The 20,954-nt window shown below is 48.9% G+C and carries 17 protein-coding genes and 1 pseudogene; 4 read left to right on the top strand and 14 right to left on the bottom strand.

Annotated features, from left to right (window positions below; genetic code table 11):
• Positions 1 to 139: 139 nt before the first annotated feature.
• From HMPREF3052_RS01480 to HMPREF3052_RS01430, 11 genes are all read right to left on the bottom strand, one after another.
• Positions 140 to 445: a hypothetical protein gene (locus HMPREF3052_RS01480; RefSeq protein ID WP_070585645.1), complete on the bottom strand. Its 306-nt coding sequence runs from the start codon at positions 443 to 445 to the stop codon at positions 140 to 142.
• Positions 446 to 469: 24 nt separating this feature from the next.
• Positions 470 to 1,360 (bottom strand): NAD(+) kinase, encoded by an 891-nt coding sequence (locus HMPREF3052_RS01475; protein WP_070748036.1) that lies wholly within the window; start codon positions 1,358 to 1,360, stop codon positions 470 to 472.
• A gap of 27 nt (positions 1,361 to 1,387) precedes the next feature.
• Positions 1,388 to 1,960, bottom strand: a complete 573-nt coding sequence (locus HMPREF3052_RS01470; protein ID WP_049328968.1) for a ubiquinone biosynthesis accessory factor UbiJ — start codon at positions 1,958 to 1,960, stop codon at positions 1,388 to 1,390.
• A 50-nt stretch (positions 1,961 to 2,010) separates the two neighbouring features.
• Positions 2,011 to 2,784 (bottom strand): Rossmann-fold NAD(P)-binding domain-containing protein, encoded by a 774-nt coding sequence (locus HMPREF3052_RS01465; protein WP_070748034.1) that lies wholly within the window; start codon positions 2,782 to 2,784, stop codon positions 2,011 to 2,013.
• 90 nt (positions 2,785 to 2,874) lie between these two features.
• The gene (locus HMPREF3052_RS01460) at positions 2,875 to 3,516 is read right to left on the bottom strand and encodes a TetR/AcrR family transcriptional regulator (RefSeq protein WP_049332493.1); all 642 of its coding nucleotides are present in this window, start codon (positions 3,514 to 3,516) and stop codon (positions 2,875 to 2,877) included.
• 18 nt (positions 3,517 to 3,534) lie between these two features.
• Entirely contained in the window at positions 3,535 to 4,575 is a 1,041-nt protein-coding gene (gene murB, locus HMPREF3052_RS01455; RefSeq protein ID WP_070748032.1) for a UDP-N-acetylmuramate dehydrogenase, read from the bottom strand.
• Between the two features lie 70 nt (positions 4,576 to 4,645).
• Positions 4,646 to 6,025: an MATE family efflux transporter gene (locus HMPREF3052_RS01450; RefSeq protein ID WP_070748030.1), complete on the bottom strand. Its 1,380-nt coding sequence runs from the start codon at positions 6,023 to 6,025 to the stop codon at positions 4,646 to 4,648.
• A gap of 103 nt (positions 6,026 to 6,128) precedes the next feature.
• Positions 6,129 to 6,566, bottom strand: a complete 438-nt coding sequence (locus HMPREF3052_RS01445) for an acyl-CoA thioesterase (protein ID WP_070748028.1) — start codon at positions 6,564 to 6,566, stop codon at positions 6,129 to 6,131.
• Between the two features lie 26 nt (positions 6,567 to 6,592).
• Complete coding sequence (locus tag HMPREF3052_RS01440; RefSeq protein WP_070748026.1) at positions 6,593 to 7,522, bottom strand: LpxL/LpxP family acyltransferase; 930 nt, start codon at positions 7,520 to 7,522, stop codon at positions 6,593 to 6,595.
• A gap of 4 nt (positions 7,523 to 7,526) precedes the next feature.
• Positions 7,527 to 8,252 carry a glycosyltransferase family 2 protein gene (locus HMPREF3052_RS01435; protein WP_003746368.1) on the bottom strand — a complete coding sequence of 242 codons (726 nt, stop codon included), beginning with the start codon at positions 8,250 to 8,252 and terminating at the stop codon, positions 7,527 to 7,529.
• A 145-nt stretch (positions 8,253 to 8,397) separates the two neighbouring features.
• On the bottom strand, positions 8,398 to 10,164 hold the full coding sequence (locus tag HMPREF3052_RS01430) for an ABC transporter ATP-binding protein/permease (protein WP_070748024.1): 1,767 nt from the start codon (positions 10,162 to 10,164) through the stop codon (positions 8,398 to 8,400).
• Between the two features lie 234 nt (positions 10,165 to 10,398).
• On the opposite strand from HMPREF3052_RS01430, the gene HMPREF3052_RS01425 reads away from it, so the two are divergent.
• From HMPREF3052_RS01425 to HMPREF3052_RS01415, 3 genes are all read left to right on the top strand, one after another.
• Positions 10,399 to 12,621: a TonB-dependent receptor gene (locus tag HMPREF3052_RS01425; protein ID WP_070748022.1), complete on the top strand. Its 2,223-nt coding sequence runs from the start codon at positions 10,399 to 10,401 to the stop codon at positions 12,619 to 12,621.
• Positions 12,622 to 12,820: 199 nt separating this feature from the next.
• Positions 12,821 to 13,384 (top strand): peptidylprolyl isomerase, encoded by a 564-nt coding sequence (locus HMPREF3052_RS01420; RefSeq protein ID WP_070748020.1) that lies wholly within the window; start codon positions 12,821 to 12,823, stop codon positions 13,382 to 13,384.
• Between the two features lie 122 nt (positions 13,385 to 13,506).
• The gene (locus tag HMPREF3052_RS01415) at positions 13,507 to 14,364 is read left to right on the top strand and encodes a CAF17-like 4Fe-4S cluster assembly/insertion protein YgfZ (protein WP_070748018.1); all 858 of its coding nucleotides are present in this window, start codon (positions 13,507 to 13,509) and stop codon (positions 14,362 to 14,364) included.
• Between the two features lie 323 nt (positions 14,365 to 14,687).
• Here the strand turns inward: HMPREF3052_RS01415 and HMPREF3052_RS01410 are convergent, their stop codons facing one another.
• The 3 genes and pseudogenes from HMPREF3052_RS01410 to alaS form a co-directional block, all read right to left on the bottom strand.
• Positions 14,688 to 15,377 carry an HNH endonuclease family protein gene (locus tag HMPREF3052_RS01410; protein ID WP_070748016.1) on the bottom strand — a complete coding sequence of 230 codons (690 nt, stop codon included), beginning with the start codon at positions 15,375 to 15,377 and terminating at the stop codon, positions 14,688 to 14,690.
• Between the two features lie 149 nt (positions 15,378 to 15,526).
• A complete protein-coding gene (locus HMPREF3052_RS01405; protein WP_070748014.1) occupies positions 15,527 to 16,423 on the bottom strand; it encodes a DUF262 domain-containing protein in 897 nt (298 codons plus the stop codon).
• Between the two features lie 133 nt (positions 16,424 to 16,556).
• Positions 16,557 to 19,460: pseudogene (gene alaS, locus HMPREF3052_RS01400) on the bottom strand (alanine--tRNA ligase); the annotation flags it as partial.
• Between the two features lie 250 nt (positions 19,461 to 19,710).
• On the opposite strand from alaS, the gene HMPREF3052_RS01395 reads away from it, so the two are divergent.
• Positions 19,711 to 20,841, top strand: coding sequence for a polyamine ABC transporter substrate-binding protein (locus tag HMPREF3052_RS01395; RefSeq protein WP_070748010.1), 1,131 nt, complete (start codon positions 19,711 to 19,713; stop codon positions 20,839 to 20,841).
• The last annotated feature ends 113 nt before the right edge of the window (positions 20,842 to 20,954 follow it).

Here is a 20,954-nt window from a genome sequence, read left to right as displayed (position 1 = left end):
TATAAATATTCGTAAAATTTATCATAGACTATCTATTAATAATTAGTTATAAAATATTAAAAAGGCCGTCTGAAACAATCCAATGTTTCAGACGGCCTTTTTATGGAATCAGAAATTGCTAGAGCTAAGACTGAGACCTTTATTCGCAACTCAAGTTTTTTGTTTTTTCAGCGAATGTATCCATGGCAATTTGGCACATGCGTTCACGTTGGCCTACGTCGGCGGCGGGCAGGATTTGGCGCAGGTATTTTGTGTTGTCGCGTTGGAACGATGCTTTATCGCCTGCTTTTTGGTAACACGCATCCGCTCGGGTAAAGTATTGCTGGCAGATTTTCGGCAATTCTTCAAAGGATAAAGGTTTGCTTTTGTGCATGCCGTGTGCGGAGACGGATAGGGAGGAAAGGGCACACAGTGCAATGATTAAGGTTTTTGAAATGGTTTTCATGGTAAGCCTGTTTATTGAAGTTGTTTAAATCAATTGTTCGCCCCAGTGCAGCTTTTGACGCAGGGTTTTGAAGTACTGGTAATCGGTAGGATGGAGGACGCGCAAGGGATTGTGATAGCGGCGGATGAGGATGCGGTCGAAGTTTTGTACGTCGATATGGGATTGTCCGTCAAAGTGTGCGCGTGCGTCACCGCTTTTGGTGATGAGAATCTCAATCACGCTGGTGTCGGGGATGGCAATCGGACGGTTGGTCATGGATTGCGGACAGATAGGGACAAGCGTGAAGGCGTGCAAACCGGCCTGCATGATGGGGCCGCCGGCGGCAAGCGCGTAGGCGGTCGAACCTGTCGGCGTGGAAATAATCAGGCCGTCCGAACGTTGGGTATAGACGAATTCTTGATTGATAAATACCTCAAATTCAATCATTTGGCCTGCACCGCCACGAGACAGTACGGTGTCGTTGAGGGCAAGGGCGCGTTCGATGGTTTCGCCGTCACGAATGATGCTGGCTTCGATGAGGATGCGCTCTTCGGGCAGATATTTGCCTTCCAGTACGGGGCGGATGCCCTCAACCATGGTGTCTCGTGAGATTTGGGTAAGAAAGCCCAAGTGGCCTTGATTGATGCCGATGATGGGAACGGCGCGGGGGGCGACTTCGCGGGCGGCGGAGAGGAAGGTACCGTCGCCACCGAGTACAACGACGAGGTCGCAATATTTGCCCAGCTGGGCTTTGTTTACGATTTCGCAGTAGGCGGAATCTTGGATATAGACGCAGTGTTCTTCTACGCTCAATTCATCCAGATAGATGGTGAAGCCGTTTTCGCGCAGAAAAGAAACCAATGTGTGGACGGTATCTTGAATTTCGGGCGTATTGGGACGTGTAACGATACCGATGTTTTTAAATGGGCTTTTCATGATAGTAGGCCGTCTGAAATTAAGTGTCTAATCTATCCAGATATCGCGCTCGAGCCGGTCGAGGCGTTCGTTTAGGCGGGCAACGTCGTCACGCAGTTTGTCCACTTCTTCCAACCATTCGGCAAGCGTGGCTTGGTCGATAACAGGGGATTCGGGTTCGCGTGAAAAGTCGCTGATTTGCTCGGCAATGCTTTTGCCGATTTTTTTCATGGTGCGGCCGATATCGCCGGCGCGCGAACTGATGCTTTCTGCGGCCACATGACCGAATACACGCGCTAAATCGTCGCTCGGATAATAGCGCAGTCCACCCAAAATAGGAAGGACGGACATGCCCAAGACCAAGTCGCCTTCGAGGCTGATGTCGCCCACGCCGGGCTGACCGCCTTGGAGGATTTTTTGGATGGCGCTGTTGTGAAATGTGATGTTGGTGTCGGCGGTTTCGTTTGCGGTTTCAAGAAAACCTTGTTCGCTGATGCGTCCGGTCAGTCTGAAACCGGTCAGGCTGATGCAGATGATGCTGCCTGCAAATTCAGACAGCTCGCGCTGTTGCTCTGGATTTTGCTGTATCAGGTGGTTGATAAGGGGAAATAGGGCGGACATGGTTTACTCTAAATGCCGTCTGAAACGGATTAATGGGTTGAGTCGCAATTTTACAGGCTTAGCCCGTCTGCGCAAACGGTATTTACAATTTTGCCGTTGCTTTTGTCATCAACGATGAAATCAGGAGCCGGCAGCCCGAGTTTGGCCGCTTCGGCAGCATAAAATTCAGTCCGGCTTGGGTGGCGGGGTTCGACAATATTGCGGATACGCTTGCCGTCAGTTTGGCAGGCCGTCTGAAAAAGGACTTGGATTGCAAAATCCTTATGAAGAATATTGACGGGTTGGTTGCCGCCTTGAATGCGTGTTTTTTGAACCAGCTTGGTAACGGGGTGACGGTCGGCAGAATAAAGTCCGCCCAGTCGCAGTATGTCGATATGGGGGACGGCACTTTCAAGCAGGGCTTGTTCAACCGCGAGGATTTGACGGGCGGATTCGGTTTGCGGGTCGGGCGGCGTGGTTTCATCGCATATGCGTGCTTGGTCGCCATACACGCTGGTGCTGCTGGTAAAGATGATGTGTTGTACCTTGGACTGCTCGGCAAGTTGAATCCATTTTTTCAGGGTATCGGCGTAATGGTTTAATGACGAAGGCGGAAGCAGGCAAAACCATGTCGGCTTGTTGATATGGTTTTGCCACAAGGTCGAACTGTGAAAAATATCGTCTTGATTCAAATCGATGATGTTGAGTTCAATCGGCAGATTGATGTCGTCGGAAGTCAGGGTGCGTTTGATGGCGGCTACCTGACTGCCTTGTTCATAACATTTTTGCGCCAGCGGCAGGCCGAGATAGCCTAAGCCGAGAATGGAAATATCGGGAAGGTGCATAAATAAAGCATCCGAAAATTAACAGGCCGTCTGAAAATCGCTTTAACTTGGTTAAAGCCACGTTTTCAGACGGCCTTTGTATGGAAAAAATTAATGGTTGCTGCCGATTTTTTGGTCGAATTTGGCACGGTGTTCCGGCAGGAGGTAAGGGCGCAATAGGCTGAGTGTGCGGCTGATGCCCCGTACTTTGGAATCTTCGGTCAACTTGGCGCGGCCGCGCAGGGAGCTGTCGAAGTCGAACCAGTATTTTGTCACCATCCACATATTGACGGCAAGGTCGTTCATGGCGGTTTGGTCTGCGCTGATGATGTTCAGACCGTTGAGCTGGGTCAGCAGGTTGACCAACAGCGGGGAAACTTTGGCTTGGGTAAAGGTATTGTGTTCGCCCAATAATTCGGCACTGCGGGCAAGCAGGGTATTTACATCGCTGAAAAGGAAACGGTATTCCCACATCACATCATAAATACCGGCCATGTAGTTGATGGAGTCTTCCACATTAGACGGCAACACGGCTTCGTTAAGGTAGACAAGCAGGGCCTCGCTGTAACGCTTAAACAATTGGACGATGATTTCGTCTTTGTTGCGGAAATGGTAGTAGAGGTTGCCCGGGCTGATGCCTAAGTGGGCGGCAATGTGGTTGGTACTGATATTGCGCTCGCCTTCTTCGTTGAATAAGGCGAGGCTGGCATTGATGATTCGTGTGTAAGTGTTGACTTTGGCAATGCGCGGCATGGGATACACTCCTTTGTTTTATAGGCTGTATGAAGTAGGCAGCCAGTTGGGTTCTGCGTGTAATTCTACCTGAAATTGAGTAAATACTGTATTACAAACATATTGTGCCAGCTGGTGGACATCTTGCGCGGATGCATTGTTTTTATTCACCAAAACTAAAGCCTGTTTGTCATGCACTGCCGCACCGCCGATCTGATGGCCTTTCAGACGGGATTGGTCAATCAGCCAGCCGGCCGCGAGTTTGACCGAACCGTCAGGCTGCGGATAGCGTGGCATATTGGGGTATTGCTGTAACAAATCGGCAGCTTTTTCAGCGCTGACAACAGGGTTTTTAAAGAAACTTCCGACATTACCAAGTACGTTAGGATTAGGCAGTTTACTGTTGCGGATTGCGCACACTGCATCGGAAACATCTTTGGCCGTTGCCTCTCGGCCTTGACTCAGTTCTGCAACCGCTGCCGCCAAATCGCCATAGCCCAAGTTCGGCACAAAATGCTCTTTCAACGCAAATACAACCGAAACAATCACATAACGGCCTTTGCCTTCCTGTTTGAACAGGCTTTCACGATAGGCAAAGTTACAGTCGGCATTGGAAAGCTCGACAAAGGTTTCCGTATCCAAATCAAAGCAGCGTACGCTATGGATAACATCTTTCGCTTCAACACCATATGCACCGATGTTTTGTACCGGAGACGCGCCGACCGTGCCCGGAATCAGGCTGAGGTTTTCCAGCCCGCTTAAACCCAGTCCAACCGTATGCAAAACAAAATCATGCCAAATTTCCCCGGCTTGCGCTTCGATGTAAACCAGGCCGTCTGAACGCTCAATTTCGCGTATTCCCTTGTTTTCCATATGTACAACCAAACCGGCGTAGTCCTCCATCAAAAGGATATTGCTGCCGCCGCCGAGCCATAACACAGTATCTCGGTTGAACTCGGGCAGTCGGACGATGTCGCGCAACTCGTCGGCATGTTTGAGTGCGACAAATGCTTGAGCTTGGGCTTTCAGGCCGAAAGTGTTGTAGGAGGTGAGGTCGGTTTGGTATTGGATGGGTTGCATGGGCTTAACTTTAAAATAGGAATTCGTTGATTAAATAGCGTAATCATTGGAGAAAGACTGCTTGTATTTTTCAGACGGCCTTATGCGATTTGACCATCTCTTTACTGCAAAGCTCCAGGCACCATACCAATGCGATGGCGGCAATCGTCAGTGAAGCGGTCAGCGCGGTCCAGAAGCCGTAAATGCCCATATCGACATGATAGGCAAGCAGGTAGCCGGGCAGCAGGCCGCAGCCCCAGAAAGCGGCGGCATGGATGAACATCGGCATTTTGGTCACTTTATAGCCGCGCAGCGCATATGAAGCGATACATTGGGTGGCGTCTGCCAGTTGGAATAGGGAGGCGAAAAATAAAACGGTCGCAGCAATGCCTAATACTGCCGCATCGTTGGTGTACATACCGGCCAACTGGAAGCGAAAGATGACCAAGAGCAGCGCGGTGCAGGTGGCTAATACCCAGCCTAACACCAGCGAAACGCCTGAAATATAACGCGCCCGCAGAAATTCTTGTCTCCCGAGAGAAAATCCTACGCGTACCGTGCTTGCAGAGCCGACACTTTGTGGAACCATATACAAAATGCCTGACAGGCTGATGACGACTTGTTGGGCGGCAACATAATCCTCGCCGAATGGCGCCACCAAAAAGACGATAAACGAAAACGCGCTGGCTTCTAGAAAATAAGACAAGCCGATGGGTGCGCCGATTTTCCAAATCTGTTTGAAAGCCGCCAAATCAGGTTTGCCGATTTTTGCCGTCAAACCAAACGGACGGAAGAATTTTTCTTTGGCGATATAAAGCCACAAAGCCAATGCGCTGAACCAAAATACCACTGCCGTTGCCACGCCGCAACCTGCGCCGCCCAAAGCAGGCATACCGAATTTGCCGTAAACAAATACATAGTTCAGCGGCACATTCAACACAAATGCTGCAAAGCTGACCAACATAATCACGCGTGGGCGGTTCAAGCTGGAGGCATAGGCGTGCAAGGCGCGGTGTATCATGGCTGCCGGCATTGCTAAACTGGTAAAGAACATATATTGCGCCATCGTGTCTTCGACATAATCGCTCAATGTCAGCCAATGACGGAAAGGCATAATCATCGCCCACATCAACAGCATGCCGAATACGCCCAAACATAGGCCAAACCAAATGCCCTGCATTCCTGTTTTGCCGACTTCTTCGGTTTTACCTGCGCCGTACAGCTGGGCAATCATCGGGTTCAAAGCCGCCATCACGCCCATAAAGGTAATGTAAATCGTCGAAAACGCGCTGCTGCCCAAGGCCACTGCGGCCAAATCTTCCTTACCTGCGCCACCGGCCATTACCGTATCGACAAAACCAATACCCACTTGCGCCACTTGCGCCAACAGCATAGGCAGGGCGAGGGCAGTAAGCAGGCGGGTTTCTTTTAAGAAAACAGGAAAGGCAAAGCGGTTGAGGTTCAGTAGCATAATTGTGTGTGGATTGAGGATAAAGGCCGTCTGAAACGAAAACTTAAAATTATAAAGGGTAATGCTGATAAGCAGGCGATATGTTGTTTAATCGCGAAATTTTTCAGACGGCCTTAAATGTCGGATGTCTTTTTACTGCTTCTAACCAGCTGTCCGGCGTTTGAAACTGCATCAGGCCGTCTGAAAGCGAAACCGCAGCTTGGGTAGTCGAAGCGCGGGTCAGTTTTTCGTTGGTTTCAACATCGTAAATGGTGTAATCGATACGCAGGCAGCTTTCGATTTCAATGATGTCCATATCAACGCGGATTTTTTGGCCGAAACGGGCAGGGCGGATGTATTTGAGGTTCATCTGCACAATCGGCCAGCTGTACCCTTGCCGCCCCATTTCGTTGTAGTCATAACCGATGGAAGACAGAAAAGCGCAACGTGCGGTTTCAAGGTATTTGACATAGTTTCCGTGCCACACGATGTGCATGGCATCTACGTCAAAAAAAGGAACTTCAGTTTCAAAGCTGTGTTGGCAATAGATGTGTTTTTTCATGGCTTAAAAAAGTGAGTGTGTTGGTTTCAGACGGCGTCTTCGCCCCAAAAATCATAAAAATTGAACCATTGTAGCGGATTTTGCGCACATTCTTGCGCCAAAATGTCGGCAAAACCCTGCATCGCGTCTTTGACGGCGGCTTCGCGGTTGCCGCGTTTCCAGCTGGAAGTATCGGTAAAGCGGCGCAGTTTCAAATGATGGCGGCCGTTTTGTTTGACGCAAAACAGCGTGTTTACTTGCGTTTTTAAAAGCGAAGCCAATAGCCATGCGCCTTGCGGCATAGGGGCGGTGTGGCCTAAGAAATTAATGTCGGCGGTTTTCTCGCCGCGGACAGGTACTCGGTCGGCCGCGATGGCAATCCATTCGCCGTCTTCGATACGGCGGTTCAATTCCATCATCAGGGTGGTGTCCAAATCGGTTACCTGAATCAGGCGGATATGTTCTGCGCCGGCTTTTTGCAATGCCTCGTTAAATGCCTGCGCGTGTTTGCTGTGTACTAATACATTGAGTCTGAAATCTTTATGGTGCGACACCAGCGCACGGCAAACTTCGGTATTGCCCAAGTGCGAACAGGCAAAAATCTGGCCGCGTTCGTTGCGTTTGATTTGCGAATAGATATCGTCCGGATCTTCAATCACCAAATCTTCATAACGGATTTTGCGTTGCCACACGGCAAAACGGTCGCAAACCGCTTCGCCAAATGCAACGAATTGTTTGAATACGCTGTGTTTCGGCAGGACGGTATGGGGAAAGGCCGTCTGAAGACGGGTTTGATAGCGTAAGACATGACGGCGCGGTTTGGGCGCGGTTGCATAAAAATACAGTACCACAAACCAAATGCACGGCCTCATTAAAAAGGCCGGCAGATGGCGCACCATCAATGTAGTCAGGGCGAGAAACAGGCGGCTGCCGCGTTCGGGTTGTGCCGCCCAATGGGTTTGTTTATGGTTGGTCATGGTTTCAGACGGCCTTTCCGAAAACTTTGCCCAATCGGTGTTTCAACATACCGAAAAACAGCCGTGTATGCATTTTGCTGATGCGGACATTGTCGGCAAAGGCATCGAAGTGGGACACGCCGTCGGCGGCGTATTGGACGGGTGTTTTAATCCAAACCGGTTTGATGTCGCGCCAGTAGAGGCGGATAAGGATTTCCGTATCGAAGTCCATGCGGTCGCCTACGGTTTCTTCGCGGACGACGGACAGCGCGGGTGTAAGGGGATAGAGGCGGAAGCCGCACATGCCGTCTTTGATGTCGCATGACCAAGTGTGCAGCATATTCCAGAAGTCGGTAATTTTTCGTCCGTAAAGTCGTGCTTTGGGCGCGTCATCGCCGTATTGCGGCCAGCCGCAAACAACAGCTTCGGGATTTTGTTCTGCTGCGGCGAGGAGTTTGGGAGTGTCGCTCAAGCAATGCTGGCCGTCTGCATCAACCTGCAAGACGTGGGTATAGCCATGTTCTTGAGCGTATTCCAAGCCGGTTTTGACCGCTGCGCCTTTACCGCCGTTGATGGGACGGTAAAGGACATCAATGCCGTCTGAAACCAAAGCCTGCAATACAGGTTTGCATTCTTCGCGTGAACCGTCGTCCACAATTAAAACGTTTAAACCGAAGCCGCGCATGGTTTGGGCAACGTGGCTGATGGTGGTCGGATGGTTGTAATGTGGAATAAGGGCCAGGGTTTTCATAAATATTTTTAGACGACGTTAACACAATGCAGAGTATAGCAAATAAACATGCCATGGCGTTTGAAAAGGCCGTCTGAAACGGCGATGACAAAATCGTTTGATTTTGTTTCTCACTGTTTCAGACGGCCTTTGGTATGCCATTAATTCAGCATTGTACATGACCGACATCGAGACATAAATCATGGAATTCGTTGAGCGTGCTGCGGTGTCCGATGCTGATGATGATGCTGTCGGGCAGTTTTTGCTTTAAGGAGCGGTAGAGCAGGGCTTCGGTCGGTTCGTCCAAAGCGGCGGTGGCTTCGTCGAGCAGGATGATTTTGGGCTGCGAGAGCAGGGCGCGGACGAAGGCGACGCGTTGCAGTTCGCCGGGGGAGAGTTTGTGTTGCCAGTCGTCGGTTTTGTCCAATTTATCAACGAGATAACCTAGGCGGCAGGTATTCATGGCTTCGGCTAACTCGGGGTGATGATGGTCAATGTCGGGGTAACAAATCGCATCGCGCAGGCTGCCTTGTGCTGTGTAGGGGCGTTGCGGCAGGAATAGGATGTTTTGATGCGGCGGATGGCTGACTTTACCGCTGCTGCCGAAAGGCCAAAGTCCAGCCAGTGCACGCAGCAACGAAGTTTTGCCGCAACCGCTCGGGCCGCGTATCAGTAGGGAATTGCCGCTTTTGAGGTTGATATTGATGCCGTCTAATAAAACTTCGCCGTTGTGGCGGTATAGGGCAACGTTTTCTAAGATCAGGCCGTCTGAAACTTCGGTAAGCTCAGGTTGTCGTGCGGCGTGTTTTTCTTCCGTACTCAGCAAGAATCCGTACAGACGCTCCAATCGGGCGCGGTAGGCAGTGAATTTGTTGTAGAACATCCGGAAGAAAGACAGCGCGTTTTGCAGTCGTGCGAAGGCTTGGACGGTCTGCTGGATGTCGCCGATTTTGATTTGTCCGGCAAACAGGCGCGGAGCTTGCAAAATAATGGGAAAGAGCTTGATGCCGTTGGTAAACATATCGTTAAAGCCGCTCAGGCAGACACTTTGCCGCGCGATACGCCAACGGTTGCGGATGATGGCCTTGAAGCGGTCGGCAAGCTGGTCGTGTTCGTGTTTTTCGCCGTTGTAAAACGCGACGCTTTCGGCATGGTCGCGCACGCGGACAAGGGAATAACGGTAGTCGCCGTTGAGTTTTTCGTTTTCATAATTAAAACGAATCAAAGGGTTGCCTATCCACATGGCGATAAAGGTCGCCAAAATCACAAACATATAGACAAACCAAACGATACCGTGCGGAATATCGAAGCCGAACACGGTCAGGATGCCCGCCAAGCCCCACAAAACAACGGCAAATTCCAGCGAGGTAACGACCGAATTGACCATGCCGCGCACAAATTCGATGGTCGAAGCGATGAATTCCTGCGCGTCCTGTTGGATACGCTGGTCGATATTGTCCGGCGCATGGCGGCGCATTTGCAGGCGGTAGTAGTTTTTGTCGGCAAGCCAGCGCGAAGTCAAAACTTCATTGAGCCGCTCCGACCATTTAATCGCCAAGCCTTGATCGAGAAAGTCGTTGACGACGTTGTTAAACGCCCGTATCAACACCACGCCTGCATTCATCGCCGCAAACATCCAAAACGCGGAGGCATTCAAATCCTGCATCGAGTCGTAAAGCCCTTTGGACATAAAGGTACTCAACACATTCAACCGCACTTCGGTCAGCAGCAGCGTAATCATCGCCGTAATCAGCAGCAATACTTTAACTGCACTTTTCGGCGTCAGACATAGCCGCAGGATATAGCTGAACTCGCGCCCGAAGCGCGTGTTGCGTGCAAAAAACAGAATCACCGCCGAGGCGGCGGCGACCATCAACAAGGTCTGCACCAGCCAAGACGGTGAGGAATAAAGCTCGGTTTGCCATTTTTGCATGGGTGTATTCTCTGAAAGGGTCGTAAAGGCCGTCTGAAAGGACGGCAAATTTATTGAATTATGATCACTATGAAAATAGTTTTTCAAACTGTTGTATTTTTGTATTTACAAACAGTTCTTATTTGTTTTTGTGGAAAGCAGGAATCTTATCAAATATAATCGCAAAGCTAAATTACTTTGTAATTTTTTACCCGATATTAAGAATTATTAATATTTCAAATCAGAAGGTATTTTATGAACAGCAAATTAGCCCTGATGCCGCTTTTGATTATGAGCGCATTTTCTTATGCCGCCGATGAAGCGACACCCGAAACCCCTGTGCAACAGCAGTTGCAGGAAGTCAATGTCCGCGCCGACGCCAAACGCGTCAAAGCCGCCCGTTCTTACTCCATCGCCAGCGACGGCGACTTGCGCGACCGCGTGAACTTGGGCGTATTGGGCAAAGCCAACGCCTTTACCGCACCGATTACCGTCGTCAATTACGACGAACAAGCCCTCAACAACACCGAAGCGCGTACTTTGGTGGATGCCGTAGCGAAAAAAGACGCTTCGACTTGGCAGTTTGGCGGCGAAAGCAACACCTTGACCGGTCTGTATTTCCGCGGTTACCAACTTGATGCGCGCCAATTCAGCGTCAACGGCTTGGCCGGTATGTACGGCACACAAGGCACAGCCAGCGTACAAGTCGGCTCGGCGCAATTGATTAAAGGCGCGTCCACTGCCGTAAACGGCATGGACCCTGAAGGAGCGGTATCCGGTTCCGTCAACATCGAAACCAAAAAAGCCGCCGATGAAGGCAACCGCAAAATCGGTTTGGGCTGGTTCAGCAACAACCGCACCCAAGGTACGTTCGACTTGGGCCAACGCTTTGGCGAAAACAAAGAATTCGGCGTGCGCGCCAACGGCAAACTGCGCCACGGCGATACCCCGCGCCATGGTTACAGCGAAGACAACAAAGAATTTGCCTTAAATGCCGATTATCGCGGCGAAAAAGTGCGTGTGGCGTTCGATTCCATCTACGCGAAACGCAAAACTAACGGCGGCCGTGCGCGTATGCAGGACATCCAAAACGCCAACGGCCGCTTGTTTGACGCACCTGAAGGCAAAGTGAATTTGGCGCCGAGCTGGCAGGCTCAAAACACGCGCGGTCAAACGAATATGCTGACCTTCGAATGGGATGCGTTTGAAAATGCCCAAATTACAGGTGGTATCGGCTACAACAATGCGCGCTATTACGGTAATTTCGCCTCTCCTACCGTTACGAGCAGCGGTTTGACCTACAATTCAGGTCGCGCACGTTTGACCGACCAGCGTTTCAAAACGCTCAGTATGAATCTGACTGCACGCGGCGAATTTGAAACCGGTCCGGTAAGTCACAACTGGAGTGCCGCATTTGACCGTATCGACCGCAAACGTACTACTTATCAAGGCGCACGCCAAACGAAAAGCAGCGTTATCGATCCGAGTCTGGATATTCCAACCCAATTGGCAAAATTGGATTCCAACTTAGGCAGCGCTTGGAGCTCAACACCTTCATTGGATACCGTGATTAAAGTAAACAGTTTGGCAGTATCTGACACGCTTGGTTTTGTCGACAACAAATACCGCCTCACTTTGGGCGGACGTTTCCAAGCTGTTGAGCAGAAAAACAAATTAAACGGCCGCAAAGCGGATGCGAGCCGTTTCAGCCCGATGTTGATGGCGGCATGGGTTCCGCAGCCTGATTTGGTGGTTTACGGCAACTATATGGAAGATTTGGAGCCGTCCGACATCCGTACCGATGATGACGGTCATGTAACGATGGCAGATCCGCGCGTCAGCCGTCAGTTTGAAGTCGGCGTACGCAAAAACTGGGGTGATTTCGTAACGACGCTCAACGCATTCCAAATCAAACGTCCGGGCTACTGGCGCGGTAACACGACTTCAGGTACTGACTTCGCAATGCGCAAAAATGCAGGCTTGGCTTATAGTGGTTCCGAGCAAGGTATGGAACGTAGCCGCGGTATTGAGTTCAATACCTATGCCAATTTGTTGGACAAAACCCTGCGTCCAAGCTTTGGTTTGATGTATCTGCAATCAACCGTAAAAGATTATCCGAATTTCGCCGACAATCTTGTTAACGGCGTACAAGTCGCCAACCCGCGCGTGATTGCCAAAGCCGGCATTGAATGGGATACCCCGTTTGCCAAAGGCTTGACCTTGAACGGTAATGTTTCGTATTTCGGTAAGTCTTACCAAGACACGCAAAAACAATACGCCTTCCCGTCCTATACCTTAGTTGACGTAGGCGCGCGCTACAAAACCAAGCTCGGCAAAAATACCCTGACCGTCAGCAGCTCGGTAGAAAACCTGTTCAATAAAAACTACTGGCAGGTGCAACGCGGCCAATACGACCGCAGCTTCGCCGTCGTCGGTATGCCGCGCACTTATTGGCTGAAAGCGGAGTTGGATTTCTAATCTGATTTCGGTTTGACCGTAATAGCAGGCCGTCTGAAAGGGAATGATAAAAAGCAAGAATTTGGTTTTTATCCCTTTTCAGACGGCCTGATTTGATTGCCTTATGTTTTTTGCTTGAAAAATCTTACATGTTTTTTATGGATTTCACGCGAAACAAGGTTAATATTCCATTTTCACAATACATCATTCGAGAAGACATATGAAAAAATCCATCAAACTGACCCTGTGCGCCCTCGCACTCTCACTTTCTGTGCAAGCGCAAGCGGTTACCCATGCCGTAATTGAAACCAATATGGGCAACATCCAACTGGAGCTGGATGAAGTCAAAGCGCCGAAAACCGTGGCAAACTTTGTCAATTACGCCAAAAAAGGTTTTTACGACAACACGATTTTCCACCGCGTTATCGACAATTTTATGATTCAAGGCGGCGGATTTACCGAGAATATGGTACAAAAATCCACCGATAAAGCCATCATCAACGAAGCATACAACGGCTTGAAAAACAACGTTGGCACCATCGCCATGGCACGCACCGGCGATCCGAATTCAGCAACCAGCCAGTTCTTTATCAATACAGCCGACAACGACTTTTTGAATTTCAAAAGCAAAACTCCTCAAGGCTACGGCTATGCCGTTTTCGGTAAAGTCACTTCCGGCATGGATGTCGTCCGCAAAATCAGCAAAGTGAAAACAGCAACACGCGGCTTCCACCAAGACGTTCCAACCGAAGCCGTGATTATCCGCAAAGTCAGCATCAAATAATTTTGATTGTTTGAACCCAAACAACAGGCCGTCTGAAACATTCAGACGGCCTGAATTTATTTATTTGATAATAAGCAGCAATTTGGGCGATAATTCAGCATCTACAATTTAAGGAGTCGATTATGCAAACCCGCCTGCCTTTTTTCGGTGTTGTCCGTGTCAGCGGCGAAGACAGAGCTTCATTTCTTCATGGTCAATTATCCAACGATATTAATAATTTAGCTATCAGTCAGGCATGTTACGCCACATACAATACGCCTAAAGGCCGCGTGTTGGCGAATATGTTGGTCGTCAATCGCGGAGAAGATTTACTGTTGGTTATGGCTCAAGATTTGGCCGAAGCCATCATCAAACGCCTGAGAATGTTTGTCTTGCGTGCAAAAGTCGTCTTCGAGCTGATGCCTGATTTAGCAGTCAGCGGCGAGTTGGCAGACAATGCAGAACCTCATCCTGCTGCCGAACCACAACTGTCTTTTTCAGCCCAAATTCAAGAAAACACCGTAGAAATTACCTTGCCGCACACAGGCCGTCTGAAAATTTCAGCAGCCGAAAATGCAGCCGAATATCAAGCAGGAGCCGAAAACGCGTGGAACCTACACGAAATCCGCAGCGGCTATCCGTGGATTTGCACCGCAACCAAAGAAGCGGCTGTTGCCCAAATGCTCAACCAACATATCATTGGCGCAGTCCATTTCCGTAAAGGCTGCTACCCCGGCCAAGAAATCATCGCCCGCGCCCAATACCGAGGCCAAGTCAAACGCGGTCTGGCCGTATTAAGCGGCGATTCTTTAGAAGCCGCCGGTATTGTCGTTAAAGTCGGCGAAGAAGAAGCAGGCGTTATCCTTAACACGGCACTGACTGAGCAAGGCAGCCTCAGCCTCGCCGTTATCAAGTTTTCCGCAGCAGAAGCAGCATTGACCGATGCAGACGGTAATGCTTTGAAACAGGAAGAACTGTTTTTTACGGTTGAGAAAGATTGATGTTAGATGATTGAACAAAAAGCTTAAATTTAAGCATTAATCAGCTTGAAATGAAAAAAGAAAGGCCGTCTGAAAATTATTTTCCAGACGGCCTTTGATATTGTGTTTTGTTGGTACATGACCCAAGCTGCGTTTGCTGCTGACTGGATTACGGCATGGTTTGGAATCATTCGGTAACAACGAAAACCGCGTGCGTGCGTACCGCACACACCCTACACCTTAATCTTAAGGTTTGCGTCGCCCGCAGGTAGGGTGTGTGGCGTAGCCACGCACGCGGTTGGTGGGAATGCAGGCTGCGGCTTGCTACAAATATTCACATTATCTTATTTTAACGAGCTTAGAAATGCTTTAATCAATTCATCACCACGTTTTTTAATATGTTCTGCATTCCATTCGGTTTTATCACACAGGTAATCGTTAATTTTGACGTTACCACTTTTCAGGCCGATATCGTTGCCATTTTCATCAATTACTTGCGATTTTCCAACAAATGAGCGGTTATGCAGATTGCTGTTATATGCAGATAAAGTTAGGTTGCCCAACGAATGCAGCCATTCTTTGCAATCATCCGGCCATTCCCCCGTTTTGGGTTTTTGCGGATAAATGTGTTCCACTGACCAAACAGGTTTGCCTTTATCGGTGTTTGCCCAAAAATCTACCGCATTTTCGTCCGTTCGCTGTTTTTGTTCCAAATATACCAAGATATAACGTGTTAAATGGACGTTATCTTCATATAAATATTTGTTTTCCAAAGATTGTTTTATATATTTGGCATCAGGCAAAGCTTGTTGTAATTGGGCAATCAGTGCAGCTTCATCATATTTTTCATGCTGGGTCTTTGCGGCAGTAATAAAAATATCATCTGTACGGGAGGTTGCGGGAATATTGGTTAAATGGCGCACCATAAACCATTGTTCTATATAATTTAATAAACCAGAAAAATCTTGTTGCGGATATTGGTCAAACAAAAACAGCAGTAATGTATAGGCAGGTGCGATGCCAAGTTTTTTCAAATCAACTAACTTGTTTTGATAACGAACAAATGCACTGTTCGCTGCAATATCTTCTGGGAATGATAGAGCATGATAAATTTTTGATTTTGAGATTAGTTCTCGAAGTACGTTTTCGGGTTGTTGTTTGATGGCTGCTGTATAAGTTTGGATTAGGTCATTTTTGTAATTTTGTCTTTACCTTTGTCTTTATCCCAAATCAAACCGATAGGTTTGAACGCTTGATAGAAATGCCGCAAATAGCGGACTTGCACGTCATAGTCGTTCAGATTATTGATGATTTGCTGCCATTCTTCGTTGGTCTGTTCGGCTGATTGGTTTTTCAGGCTGCTAATCATGCTGTTTTTAATCAAATCCATCGGTGTAAGCGGCACGCCCCGGTTGTTGATGCTTTCAAACAGGATAAATGCAGATGCCGCATCTTGCGTATCAATCCGCACCACACAGGCAGCCGTAATTTTATCCAGTAGCTTAAACAAAGTATCCACATCATCGCCAGCATAGTTTTCAATGCGCTCTTTAAAATGATTGAATGCTTTGGTGATGCGGCGGTTGCCACGATATTGCGGTTCGTTGCTCTTATTGCCGTGCACGATTTCACGTACCAAATACGTATAATCAGCCTGATTGTTGTTTTGGATAGATGGGGTGAGGCGTGTTAATTTATTGTCGGAATGGTTGAGAAAATATTTTTTAAATGCAAGGCGCGCTTCCTGATAATCATCGTTTTCTATTACTTTGCGATTTTCATTCAATGGTTTTATTTTTTCATACAATGCAAGTAGTAATAAATTCAAAGTGGTTAAACGCTGTTGCCCGTCAATAACGGTGGCTTCTATGCTATCTCCTACGTTGCCGTCTAAAATACAAATCAGCGAACCGAGAAAATAACCTTTATCGTTATCGGTTAAATCATCAAATAGGTTATCCCATTGGTTTTTTGTCCATGCATATTCGCGTTGATAGGGCGGAATAACATAATGATATTTCGCGCCGTTGTTTTCACTTAACAAAGCTTTTACGGTAGTTTGAGCTGCAGTTTGAATCATAGTTACATCCTTCATTTCATAAATAGAAAACAGTAGTTATTGTGGTTTATCAAATTTAATTTGGTTTTGAACATGGCAAGTTATAGTGCAGGCTGCCTGAAACCCACTTTCAGGCAGCCTGCACTTTTCTATATTACAGTTTCTCTTTAACCCAATTTTCAATGCTTGACAATGTTTCAGGCAATTTATCAGCATCCGTGCCGCCGGCTTGCGCCAAGTCAGGACGGCCGCCGCCTTTGCCGCCGACTTGTTCGGCTGCAAATTTAACCAGATCGCCTGCTTTGACTTTGCCGGTCAACGGTTTGGATACGCCTGCACACAGGGAAACTTTGCCGTCGTTGACTGCGGCGAGCAATACGATGGCTTGTTCTGATTTGCCGGTCAAGTCGGTCACGATTTCGCGCAGGGCGGCTGCGTCGGCTTCGATTTGTGCGGTAACGAGTTTGGCTGAACCCAAGTCTTTTGCATCGTCCAAGAGTTTGGCGCCTGCGTGGACGGCGAGTTCGGCTTTGGCGCGTGCCAATTCTTTTTCCAGTGCTTTGGCGTGTGCCGCACCTGCTTGAATTTTCGCCAGTACGTCTTTTTCGGTTTGGGCTTTGGTTTCGGCAATAATGTCTCTAACCAAACGCTCTTGCTTTTGCGCCCATTTGAGTGCGTTCAGGCCGGTGATGGCTTCGATACGGCGCACGCCTGCGGCAATACCGCCTTCGCTGATGATTTTGAAGAGGCCGATGTCGCCGGTACGTGAAACGTGTGTACCGCCGCACAGTTCGGTAGAGAAACCGCCCATTTGCAGTACGCGCACTTCGTCGCCGTATTTTTCGCCGAAGAGCATCATGGCGCCGGTTTTTTGGGCATCTTCCATGCTCATAATGGCGGCGTTGACGGCAACGTTGGCCAAGATGGCCTCGTTGACGCGGCGTTCTACTTCGGCGATTTCTTCGGCAGTTACCGCTTGAGGATGGGAAATGTCGAAACGGGTGGATTCGGCGGTAACCAAAGAGCCTTTTTGTTCAACGTGTTCACCCAATACATCGCGCAGGGCTTTGTGCATCAAGTGGGTCGCGCTGTGGTTGCGCATATTGGCATTGCGGATTTCGTCATCTACTTTGGCGGTAACGCTGTCGCCGACTTTCAGACGGCCTGAAGTTTGTATGCCGAATTGGCCGAATACGGCCGCTTTGATTTTTTGGGTATCGTGTACTTCAAAGCGGTTCTCGCCTGCAAAGATATAGCCGACGTCGCCGACTTGACCGCCGGATTCTGCATAGAACGGGGTAAAGTCGATAACGATGGCGCCTTCTTCGCCTTCGTTCAATTCATTGACTTGTTCGCCGTCTTTGTAGAGGGCGAGAACTTTGGATTCGGTTTGGCGTTCGCTATAACCTTTAAACTCGGTGTCTTGACCGTCGTAAGGCAGTTGGGCGTTGGCTTTGAAGCTTTGTGCGGCGCGTGCGCGTGCACGTTGGGCTTCCATTTCGCGGTTGAAGCCTGCTTCGTCCAGTTCGATATTGCGCTCGCGGCAGATGTCGGCAGTCAAGTCGTATGGGAAACCGTAAGTATCGTAGAGTTTGAAGATGATTTCGCCGTCGAGTTTTTGAGTCGTTCCTTCAGGAAGAGACATATTGCGACTCCATTCACGAATTGGCTCAATCCATTGGTTAATGCGAGTCCCTTGTTTAGATACTTTCTCATTCCAATCATGAAGGTAAATATATGAAGCACTTTCTAATGTATTACTATCTTTTAGGGGAATAACAATACATTCTATATCTTCTCTTGTGCGATGACTCAGTGCCTTAAACGGTGTATTACCAGTGGAAATAAAATCTATACCTTGCTGGGCATTACCATTTTTATATTTAGGAAGTAATAACTTAGCTTTTCCAAACTGTAATACGTTTTCTAACAAAGCCATACCGGTTTCCAGAGTTTGGGCAAAACGGCTTTCTTCGTTTTTCAACGCTTCTTCGATTTGAACTTGTTTTTCTTTCAATTCCGGGTAGGCATCGCCCATCTCTTTAACTAAATCGGCCACCAGTTTGTGGAAGAATGGTTTGCTTTGACCCAGTTTGTAGCCATGACGCACGGCGCGGCGGATAATGCGGCGCAATACGTAGCCGCGGCCTTCGTTGGAAGGCAACACGCCGTCTGCAATCAGGAAGGAGCAGGAGCGGATGTGGTCGGCGATGACTTTCAGGCTGGGTTCTTCCATGCTGAAAGGCGCGCCGGTTTCACGGGCAACGGCTTTGAGCAGGTCTTGGAACAAGTCGATTTCGTAGTTGCTGTGAACATGCTGCATGACGGCGGCCATGCGCTCCAAGCCCATGCCGGTATCGACGGACGGTTTGGGCAGCGGGTTCATATTGCCTTGCTCGTCGCGGTTGAACTGCATGAACACGCAGTTCCAAATTTCAATCCAGCGGTCGCCGTCTTCTTCAGGGCTGCCCGGAATGCCGCCCCAGATTTCTTCGCCGTGGTCGTAGAAAATTTCGGAGCACGGACCGCAAGGGCCGGTGTCGCCCATCTGCCAGAAGTTGTCGGACGCGTATTTCGCGCCTTTGTTGTCGCCGATCCGGACGATGCGCTCGGCAGGCATGCCGATTTCGTTCAACCAGATGTTGTAGGCTTCGTCGTCTTCTGCGTAAACGGTTGCCAAGAGTTTGTCTTTAGGGATATTCAACCATTCCGGGGAAGTCAGGAATTCCCAAGCGAAGTGGATCGCGTCGCGCTTGAAGTAGTCGCCGAAGGAGAAGTTGCCCATCATTTCGAAGAAGGTATGGTGGCGGGCAGTGTAGCCTACGTTTTCCAAGTCGTTGTGTTTGCCGCCTGCGCGTACGCATTTTTGCGCGGTAGTAGCGCGGTTGTATGGGCGTTTGTCAAAGCCGAGGAATACGTCTTTAAATTGGTTCATGCCTGCGTTGGTAAACAGCAGGGTCGGGTCGTCGTGTGGCACGAGCGAGGAAGAGCGGACGATGGTGTGGCCTTTAGATTCGAAAAATTTCAGGAATTTTTGGCGTAGTTCGGTGGTTTTCATAATGTCTCGATAAATTTTTTACAAGGATTTCAGACGGCCCGGACGGCGCGTTGCGATTAAAAACGAATGGGCGTTATCTTACCGCAAAACCATATTTCAAGCTATCGGCAGAAAGGTTTTAAGTTGGCAGCAATCCGTCTTTCAGACGGCCTCAAGCGGGACGATATCTTTTAACAATGAAGCCTATCCGCTCGGGCTTGCCTGCTTTATAATGCCTCTCTATTTTCAACCGGATACGCAAGGAATGATAATGACCAAATATCTGCCCCTCATCGTACTGACTGCGCTGGCACTGGCCGGCTGCGGCGGCTCGGACAAAACTTCTGCCGACAAGGCGGCTCAAACCGATAATCAAAAGGTTTTGAGCATTTACAACTGGTCGGAATATGTCGATCCCGAGACGGTTGCCGCGTTTGAGAAGAAACACGGTATCGCAGTAACTTATGATGTATATGACAGTGATGAAACGCTGGAGAGCAAGGTATTGACCGGCAAGTCGGGTTACGACATCGTGGGTCCTTCCAATGCGTTTGTCGGTAGGCAGATTAAGGCAGGTGCGTATCAGAAAATCGACAAATCTCTGATTCCGAACTATAAAAATTTGAATCCACAGTTGATGAAACTGATGGAAGGTGTCGATCCGGGGCATGAATATGCGGTGCCATTTTATTGGGGTACCAATACTTTCGCCATTAATACCGAGCGTGTGAAAAAGGCTTTGGGTACGGATCAGCTGCCGGACAATCAATGGGATTTGGTGTTTAACCCCGAATACACGTCCAAACTCAAGCAATGCGGCATCAGCTATTTGGACAGCGCGGCGGAAATTTATCCTATGGTGTTGAACTATATGGGTAAAAACCCCAACAGCAACGATACCGAAGACATCAAAGCAGCAACCGAGCTGCTCAAGAAAAACCGCCCCAACATCAAACGCTTTACCTCATCGGGCTTTATCGACGACTTGGCGCGCGGCGATACTTGCGTAACGATTGGTTTTGGCGGCGATTTGAACATTGCCAAACGTCGTGCCGAAGAAGCAGGCGGCAAGGAAAAAATCCGTGTGATGATGCCGAAAGAAGGCGTAGGGATTTGGGTGGATTCGTTTGTGATTCCGAAAGATGCCAAACATGTGGCCAATGCCCATGCGTATATCAATGATTTCTTAGATCCTGAAGTTGCGGCGAAAAACGGCAATTTTGTTACTTATGCGCCGTCCAGCAAACCGGCTCAAGAGCTGATGGATGAAGAGTTTAGAAACGACAATACGATTTTCCCGACAGATGAGGATTTGAAAAACAGCTTTATCATGGTGCCTATCCAGCCGGCGGCGTTGAAATTTATGGTCCGTCAATGGCAAAGTGTGAAAGCAGGGACATAAGTTGATTTGAATGTATTAAGGCCGTCTGAATGGCGTAACCGAAATTCTTGATTTCGTTTTACGACTGTTCAGACGGCCTTTGGTTCGTGTCAGATTGGCTTGGAAGATTTAAA

Origin of the sequence: Neisseria sp. HMSC056A03 (genome assembly GCF_001815685.1) — a bacterium.
Taxonomy (GTDB): domain Bacteria; phylum Pseudomonadota; class Gammaproteobacteria; order Burkholderiales; family Neisseriaceae; genus Neisseria; species Neisseria subflava.
This window is presented reverse-complemented; position numbering and strand designations above follow the sequence as displayed.